The 8642-nt window shown below is 31.9% G+C and carries 7 protein-coding genes and 1 other annotated feature; all 7 genes read right to left on the reverse strand.

Annotation, left to right across the window (positions count from 1 at the left end):
• Positions 1-169 precede the first annotated feature (169 nt).
• The 7 genes from fusA to L1S47_RS18845 all read right to left on the reverse strand — a co-directional run bounded on the left by fusA (position 170) and on the right by L1S47_RS18845 (position 8342).
• Positions 170-2260, reverse strand: coding sequence for an elongation factor G (gene fusA / locus L1S47_RS18815; RefSeq protein ID WP_202765797.1), 2091 nt, complete (start codon positions 2258-2260; stop codon positions 170-172).
• A 321-nt stretch (positions 2261-2581) separates the two neighbouring features.
• Complete coding sequence (aspS, locus tag L1S47_RS18820; RefSeq protein WP_238886177.1) at positions 2582-3865, reverse strand: aspartate--tRNA(Asn) ligase; 1284 nt, start codon at positions 3863-3865, stop codon at positions 2582-2584.
• Between the two features lie 196 nt (positions 3866-4061).
• Positions 4062-4279 (reverse strand) — a binding site (T-box leader).
• Between the two features lie 128 nt (positions 4280-4407).
• A complete protein-coding gene (locus L1S47_RS18825) occupies positions 4408-4566 on the reverse strand; it encodes a zinc-ribbon domain-containing protein (RefSeq protein WP_202765795.1) in 159 nt (52 codons plus the stop codon).
• Positions 4567-4740: 174 nt separating this feature from the next.
• Positions 4741-6132, reverse strand: a complete 1392-nt coding sequence (locus L1S47_RS18830) for a PTS fructose transporter subunit IIC (protein ID WP_238886183.1) — start codon at positions 6130-6132, stop codon at positions 4741-4743.
• A gap of 52 nt (positions 6133-6184) precedes the next feature.
• Positions 6185-6625 (reverse strand): PTS sugar transporter subunit IIA, encoded by a 441-nt coding sequence (locus L1S47_RS18835; RefSeq protein ID WP_238886185.1) that lies wholly within the window; start codon positions 6623-6625, stop codon positions 6185-6187.
• Positions 6615-7562 (reverse strand): 1-phosphofructokinase, encoded by a 948-nt coding sequence (gene pfkB / locus L1S47_RS18840; RefSeq protein ID WP_238886188.1) that lies wholly within the window; start codon positions 7560-7562, stop codon positions 6615-6617. The genes L1S47_RS18835 and pfkB overlap by 11 nt, the downstream gene beginning before the upstream one ends.
• 18 nt (positions 7563-7580) lie before the next feature.
• Positions 7581-8342, reverse strand: coding sequence for a DeoR/GlpR family DNA-binding transcription regulator (locus L1S47_RS18845; RefSeq protein WP_238886195.1), 762 nt, complete (start codon positions 8340-8342; stop codon positions 7581-7583).
• Positions 8343-8642 lie beyond the last annotated feature (300 nt).

Consider the following 8642-nt stretch of genomic DNA (forward strand, 5'->3'; position numbering starts at 1 on the left):
ATTAAGTAATTTTAATATTATTACTTCTAATTCCTAAAAAAATTTTGTAATTATAATCTTCCCTATAGAGCTTGTCTTTATACTCAAATGTACTTATGTAAAAGTTTTAAAATATTTAGTTATAAAAAGAGATACTGAATCTTCAGTATCTCTTAAATAAACATATTTTTTATGCATGAACCAATTCATTTTTTAAGTTTTTAGTTTCTTCTATAATAGAATCCACTTCATTTGGAGGAACTTCCTCATATCTCTCAAACTTCATAGAGAAGTTTCCTCTCGCACTAGTTATGCTTCTTAAATCAGTAGCATACTTAAACATTTCTGCTAATGGAACTTCCGCTATAAGTTTTTGAATATTACCATCTGGTTCCATTCCTAAAACTCTACCTCTTCTTTTATTTAAATCTCCAATAACATCTCCCATATTTTCTTCAGGCACTAGAACTTCCACATGCATTATTGGTTCTAATAATATTGCTTTGGCTTGCTCTAATCCTTTTTTAAATGCTAAAGATGCTGCCACCTTAAATGCCATTTCCGATGAGTCTACTGAATGATATGAACCATCATGAAGCGTAGCTCTTAGGCCTATTACTGGATACCCTGCTAGAACTCCATGTTGAATACACTCTTTCAATCCCTTTTCTACAGCTGGGATAAAGTTTCTAGGTACTACACCACCTACAACCTTATCAACAAATTCTAATTCAGTCTCACCATCTGTTCTAGGTTCAAACTTAATCCATACATCTCCATATTGTCCATGTCCACCAGATTGCTTTTTATGCTTTCCTTGAACATCAGCTACACCTTTTATAGTTTCTCTATATGGAATCTTTGGTGGTTGAAGTAATACATCTACTCCAAACTTATTTTTAATTTTAGATGCAATTACATCTAAATGTGTTTCTCCTATACCAGAAATAATTGTTTCTGCATTTTCTGTATCCCTGTTTATATTAAATGTAGGGTCTTCTTCTAATAATTTATTTAATGCTAATGATATCTTTTCTTCATCACCTTTGCTTTTAGGCACAACAGACATAGACATTATAGGTTCAGGGAAATTCATATTATCATACCTTATCTTAAAAGATTCCTCACATAAGGTATCTCCAGTGCCTGTATACTGTAATTTTGCTACTGCTCCAATATCCCCTGCTATTATCTCCTTAACTGGAGTTTGTTGCTTTCCTCTCATAAAATATAAATTACTTAACTTCTCTGTTTTATCTTTTGACGAATTATATATATTTAAATCGCCTCTGGCTTTACCAGTTATAACTCTAAACAATGATAGCTTTCCAACAAACGGATCCGCTATGCTTTTAAATACAAATGCTGAGAATGGTTTATCTTCATTATACTCCTCAAAAACTTCTTCTCCAGTATCTAATTTAACGGCCTTTTGTGGTACAGCATATTTAGGTGATGGGAAACAATCACATATATCATCTAATAATACTTCCATTCCTATATTTTTTAATGCACTTCCACACATTACTGGGGCTATATCCCCTGAAGTACATCCAATAATTAATCCTGCATATATCTCCTCATCTGTTAGTTCCCCTTCTGCAAAATACTTATTTAATAATTCCTCATCTGTTTCAGCTACTGATTCCATAACCATGCTTCTACATTCTTCTATTCTCTCTTCTAATTCTGCTGGAACTCCTGTTTCTTGTAATTTACCTTTATCGTATATATACGCTTTTCTTGAAATAACGTTTACTACCCCTTTAAAATCAGCCTCTTTTCCAATTGGATATTGTATTGGAACTACAGGCATACCGAATGATTCCTTTAAAGAAGCAAGCACTTTATCATAATCTGAATTTTCCCTATCTAACTTGTTAATAAAGAAACTTCTAGGCAACTTAATTTTATTACAATAATCCCATGCTTTTTCTGTACCTACCTTAACCCCTGATACACCTGATACTACTATTAAAGCTACATCTGAGGCTCTCATTCCTTCTATTTGCTCACCTAAAAAGTCGAAGTAACCAGGGGTATCTAAAAAGTTAATTTTCTTTTCTTTATATTCTAATGGTAGTATGGATGTTGACAAGGAAATTTTTCTTTTCTTTTCCTCGGGATCATAATCACTAATAGTAGTTCCTTCTTCTATTTTCCCTAGCCTATCAGTTAACTTTGTAGTAAATAATAACGCCTCAACTAATGATGTTTTTCCTGAGGAACCATGACCGACAATTCCTACATTTCTTAAATTAGCTAATTTGTATTCTTTCATACTCTTCATCAAGGTACTTATTTTCCCTTGATTTCACCCACCTTTCCTATAGTTTAGGTATATATATAATGCTGATAATTCAGCTTTATCTATCTATATAAAAAATATTAAAAATTTATATATTTTATTCCTAACCTTATTAAAGTAAGCTATTATATAAATATATATTCTACTATTTAACTGTATTTCCTTTATCTTTTCTAAATATTCTGAATATTCTTTTTAATTATGGTTAGTTTTATCCTATACTACATATTTTTTCCTAAATTATTAAATAAATTCTACCTTTGTTAAATTATTTTTATAAGTGATATATATTTTTTATGGCACTAATCTATGTCTATCTCTTGGAAATAAAGATGTTTTTCTTACATTTTCAATACCTAGTAATAATGCCATAAACCTCTCAAGTCCTATTGCAAAACCTCCATGTGGTGGCATACCATATTTAAAGGTTTCGATATAGCTACTAAAGTCTTCTGGGTTTAATCCCTTGTCTTTAAAATTCTGAACAAGCATATTATACTCATGGATTCTTTGGGCACCAGATGTTATCTCAACGCCTCTAAATATAAGGTCAAATGCTTTTGTTCCTTTTTCACCTTTAGGCATTGTATACATTGGTCTACACTCTCTGCCATAATTAGTAATAAACACGAAATCAGAATTAAATTTTTCTCTAATATATTTACTAATTAGTCTTTCTCCTTCAGGGTCAAGATCATTTTCGTCTATAACTTTTCCATAGTTATTTTTAAGAATTTCTTTTACTTCTCGTAATTCAAATCTAGGAATCTCTTCGATTATAGGAATTTCTATTTTTAGAGCTTCTATATACTTTTCTCCTTTTTCATTTAGTTCTTTCATTATAAATTTCAGTAATTCTTGCTCTAAATCAATTATTGTTGACTCGTCTTCTATAAAGGCCATCTCGACATCCATACTAGTAAATTGATTTAAATGTCTACTTGTATCATGTTCTTCTGCCCTGAAAAAATTTGCTATTTCAAATACCTTTTCATATCCCGCACCAATCATCATTTCTTTATAAAATTGAGGACTCTGCGAAAGGTATGCTTTCTCTCCAAAATAATCTACTTTAAATAAAGCAGTCCCACCTTCTGCCCCCTCTGCCACTATTTTAGGAGTGAATATCTCAGTAAATCCTTTACTAGATAGGAAACTTCTAAATGCTTGAACTAAAATATGCTGAACTCTAAAAATCGAGTTCTCTTTTTCATTTCTTAAGCTAAGAACCCTGTTATTCAAAAGTGTATCTAAAGAAACTTGAAGCTCACTTTTATTAACTTCAATAGGCAGCTCCCCTATTACCCCATTTAATACAGATATACTTTCTACAAAAATTTCATAAGGGTTTAATGAATTTTTTCCTTCTTTAACTATTCCTATGACTTCTACAACTGCTTCATTTGAAATTCCATCTAGTAATATTTCCTTTCCAGCTACACATTGTACTAGTCCGCTCTCATCTCTTAATACTATAAATGTTATATTTTTTAGTATTCTAATTCTATGAATCCACCCTTTTAGCATTATCCTTTCTTCAATCTTCTCACTTAATTCTTTGGCCATTTCCCTTTTCATAATACTTCTCCTTTCTAATGTAAAGAATAATCAATACCATAAACCATGGTATTTTCCTAAAAAACAAAAAAAAAATCTTCACCCCTTTTAGGAGCGAAGATTAAATTTCACGGTACCATCCTAATTAACCTTACTAATAAATCAATAAGTTATAATGCTACTCATAGTTTTGAAAAAAAAAAACCTCTCTCCCTTTGCAAGGAGTGAGGTTATACCCACGGTGCCATCCTTATTAATCTCATTAAATAAGATTATCTCTAAAGCCATATAACGGTGGCTCCCGATTTATCCTACTAAAATTCAAATAAACTTCTCTGAGATGTCTTTCATTAGTATAATCTTATGAAGCTTCCACCACCCTTCACTCGCTAAGAAAATTAGTTACCAACTACTTTTTCTCTTCATAGAATTTTATATTTTTTAAAATTATATCTCTACTTTATATCTATGTCAATATATTCTTAACCTTAAAATATTATAAATTCCTAAAGAGTAAAAAAAACAAAGCTATGAAAGTTTCCTTTCATAGCCTAACATTCAGATTAGTATCTTCTGTTATTTTGTTGTTTCTTTGCTCTTCTGCAATCTACGCATCTTGTTGGTTCGTTATCGAATCCTTTTTCTTTGTAGAACGCTTGTTCTCCTTCTGTGAATACGAATTCTTTACCACAATCTCTGCATACTAATGTTTTATCTGCCATTTCAATTCCTCCATTTTAAAGATCTTCACTGGATTAACAAATTCTCTAAACTGGAGAAAATCATTATCTCATTCAATCTTTATCTTATTTTATTTGTACTATCGTACTTTTTAATAATAGCATACTAATATCAAATGTGCAACTCTTATTTTAAGTATATCTTACTTTTATTTTCTATACCACAGGCTTTTTAATTATTGAAAGAATAATTGCAGTTACTACTGTTCCTGCAACAAGTGCCACAACATATGGTAATAGGTTAGAAACTACATTAGGAATAGCTAACACCCAAATACCACCATGAGGAACTGCTAATCCACAACCAAATGCCATTGACAATCCGCCTGCTACTGCTCCTCCTGCCATTACTGAAGGTATAACTCTTAATGGATCAGATGCTGCAAAAGGTATTGCACCTTCAGATATGAATGATAATCCTAATGCCCAAGCTGCTTTTCCTGATTCTCTCTCAGCATCTGTAAACTTCTTCTTTGCAATTACAGTTGCTAATGCTATTCCAAGTGGAGGAACCATTCCTGCTACCATAGTTGCTGCCATTATAGTTGAAAGTTTTCCTGCTACAAGAGTTGCTGTAGCAAATGTATAGGCTGCTTTGTTTACTGGTCCACCTAAGTCAAACGCCATCATTAAACCTAATATAATTCCTAGTAACGCTGCATTTGTACCCTTTAATCCGTTTAACCACCATGCAAGTGAATCATTAACATATGCTACTGGTCCACCAACTATAAATAACATTATAAGTCCTACTATAAGCGTTGATAATAAAGGCAAAACAAGTATTGGTATTAGACCTTCCATTGACTTTGGAAGCTTAATGTATTTCTTTAAGAATAAAACTACGTAACCTGCAATGAATCCTGCTATAATAGCTCCTAAGAAACTTGAAACTTTTGTATTTAAGAACTCATAACCAGCAACATTCTGTGCTAAGAATCCACCGACCATACCTGGAACTAATCCTGGTCTGTCTGCTATAGAATATGCTATATACCCAGCTAATGCTGGAATCATTAGTGCAAAGGATGCTTTGCCTGTCCAAAATATAGCTCCTCCGATGCTATTTGGAGAATTATAAACATAAATTCCTCCAAAAGCGAAACCTAATGCAATAAGAAGACCACCTGCTACAACGAATGGAAGCATAAAGGATACACCAGTCATTAAATGTTTATATATTCCTGTTCTTGATTCCTTCTCTTCAGCTTTTATTTTATTAACTTTGCTTGATAAATTTTCGCTAACCTTTGTATCTAGTGCTCTTTTTATTAAAGCCTTTGAATCTTTAATGGCATCCTTTACAGGAACCTCGATTAATGGGAGACCTACAAATCTACTTTTATCAACATTTGTATCTGCTGCAATAATTACAGCTCTTGCTTCTCTTAAGTCATCATTAGTAATTACATTTTCAGCCCCTACTGACCCTTGAGTTTCAACCTTTATTTCATATCCTAACTCTTTTGCTGCCATTTGAAGTGCTTCTGCTGCCATATAAGTATGGGCAATCCCAGTTGGACATGAAGTGATTGCTACTAGTTTCATTATAATTCCTCCTTTTTTTATTCAATAATTTACATATAAGTTCGTTATATAGTTAGAAGACCTCTAGAAAATCTTCAAAGCTACCACAATTCATTAGTTGTTCTCTAACTTCTGAATGCATTAATTTTCTTGATATTTCACTTAATACTTTTAAATGAATATTATTAGCTTCTTCTGGTACAGCTATTAAGAAAAATAAATGTGCTGGTTTTCCATCCATAGAATCATACTCAACCCCATCTACACTCTTTCCAAATACAATTGAAGCTTCTATAACAGAGTTACTCTTTCCATGAGGAATTGCTATTCCCATTCCAATCCCAGTTGAATATTCTTCTTCTCTATCTAATACTGCTTTTTTAAATACTGCAGCGTCATTTACCTTATTATCTTTTATTAACAACGCAATAAGCTCATCTAATGCTTCCGCCTTTGTCTTTGATTTCATATCAAAACTTACTCTTTCCTTTGAAAACATATCTCTAATTTCCATAATCTACACGCCTCACATTTCTTTCAGATATTTCTAAAAAGCTCTTTACTTCATCTAAGGTACAAGCTTCCGTCCCTTCTAGCTGTACAGTCGAAGCTCCGCAAGCTTGTGCAAAAGTCAAGGTATCTTTATTACTTAAATTATTTAAAAGAGAATACACTATTGCTGCTACCATAGAATCACCTGCTCCTACAGTACTATTTACTTCTACCTTCAAGCCTTTTGCCGAATAAATTTCATCATCTGTAACATATATTGCTCCTTCAGAGCCTAATGAAACTAAAATCTTTGATACGCCATTTTTTTGGATTCCAATAGCTTTTTCAATTATTTTATTTTCATCTTCTAGTCTTTCATTAAACAGTAACGATAATTCATGATTATTGGGCTTTATTGCATAAGGTTTTTCCACTATTGCTTTCTTAAACAGTTCTCCTTCTGCATCTAATATTGTATAAGCCCCTCTCTCTTTAGCTATCTTTATTAGTTCTGCATATATGTTATCTGAAATACCCTTAGGTATCCCACCTGATATGACTATAATATTTTCTTTTTTGCAATTTTCTTTATATATCTCTATAAATTTTTGTAACTCTTCTTCTTTTATTGCTGGACCTGACTCATTAATATCAGTATTAGTAGAATTTTTATTGTCTACTACTTTTATGTTAGTTCTTGTTTGAGTCCCTATTTCAACAAATTGATGCTCTATCCCTCTATTATCTAACTCTTCTAGAAAAACACTTTTAACCATACCACCTAAAAAACCAATAGCTTTTGATTCTATCCCTAAGTTTTTTAGAACTTTTGATACATTAATTCCTTTTCCTCCAATATCAAATCTCTCTTTAGATGCTCTATTTACAGTACCTAAAGTAAAATCCTCGATAATCAGTGTTCTATCTAGGGCTGGATTTAAGGTTACGGTAATTACCATAATATCATCCCCTTCGTTCTAAGTAGTTATAACTTCAACGCCTACTTCGTTATATTCTTGCACTTCTTGTTCAGTTATTTCATCACTAGTTATAATCATACTTACAGCTTTTACCGGACAAATTACTGAAAATGATACATTTCTAAATTTACTTCCATCAGCTACTACTATAACTTCTCTAGCATTATTCATCATTACTTTTTTTGTTTGTGCTTCGGTCACATTTGGAGTTGTAACACCATCATCTATGGATATACCATTTGCGCCTATAAATGCTTTATCAACTCTAAAATTTCTTAACATTCTCTCCGTTATAGTTCCAACCATTGCTCTTGTACTAACTCTAATAGATCCTCCTGTAACTATGACTTCTATCTGATCATTTGATGATAATTCACCTGCTATATCTATTGAATTAGTTACTATTGTTACTTCTTTAGCTGTTATTCTTTTTGCAATTTCTAGTGTAGTTGTTCCAGAATCTAATATTACAGTATCTCCATCATTTATCATTTTACTTGCATATTCTGCAATCTTTATTTTTTTATCTTTTCTTTCATCTTTTTTATCTAAAAATGATGGTTCATAATTGGTTCTATTATCTACTCCTACAGCTCCCCCATGAGTTCTCATCAAAAGACTTTTCTCTTCCATCTCTTGAAGATCTCTTCTAATGGTAGATTCCGAAACCTCTAATGCCTCTGCAATTTCTATAACCTTAATACTACTTTTCTCTTTTAGCATATTTGATATTATTTGTTGTCTCTCTTGCGCAAACATGATCATTCAAACTCCTTCATTGAATTTATTTGATTAATTATGATTGTTTTTGATTGCTTAATTGTATTTTAAATGATTACATTTCAATTGTCAACAAAATTTCATTCAAAAATAAGAAATTTTAATCACAAATGCTCAATAACTTTCAAAATCATTCATCTTTAACCATAAGTTTCATTGTAAAACAAAAAAAACTCAGCTTCTGCTGAGTTACTTGTCATAATAAAATGGCTCCGCGAAGAGGGCTCGAACCTCCAACCTATCGGTTAACAGCCGAGTGCTCCACCATTGAGCTATCGC

The organism is Clostridium sp. YIM B02551 (genome assembly GCF_022324735.1).
Taxonomy (GTDB): Bacteria; Bacillota; Clostridia; order Clostridiales; family Clostridiaceae; genus Clostridium_T; species Clostridium_T paridis.

Coding starts and splice junctions, on each gene's coding strand:
- fusA (WP_202765797.1), bottom strand. CDS start 2,260: ATGAAAGAATACAAATTAGCTAATTTAAGAAATGTAGGAATTGTCGGT.
- aspS (WP_238886177.1), bottom strand. CDS start 3,865: ATGAAAAGGGAAATGGCCAAAGAATTAAGTGAGAAGATTGAAGAAAGG.
- L1S47_RS18825 (WP_202765795.1), bottom strand. CDS start 4,566: ATGGCAGATAAAACATTAGTATGCAGAGATTGTGGTAAAGAATTCGTA.
- L1S47_RS18830 (WP_238886183.1), bottom strand. CDS start 6,132: ATGAAACTAGTAGCAATCACTTCATGTCCAACTGGGATTGCCCATACT.
- L1S47_RS18835 (WP_238886185.1), bottom strand. CDS start 6,625: ATGGAAATTAGAGATATGTTTTCAAAGGAAAGAGTAAGTTTTGATATG.
- pfkB (WP_238886188.1), bottom strand. CDS start 7,562: ATGGTAATTACCGTAACCTTAAATCCAGCCCTAGATAGAACACTGATT.
- L1S47_RS18845 (WP_238886195.1), bottom strand. CDS start 8,342: ATGTTTGCGCAAGAGAGACAACAAATAATATCAAATATGCTAAAAGAG.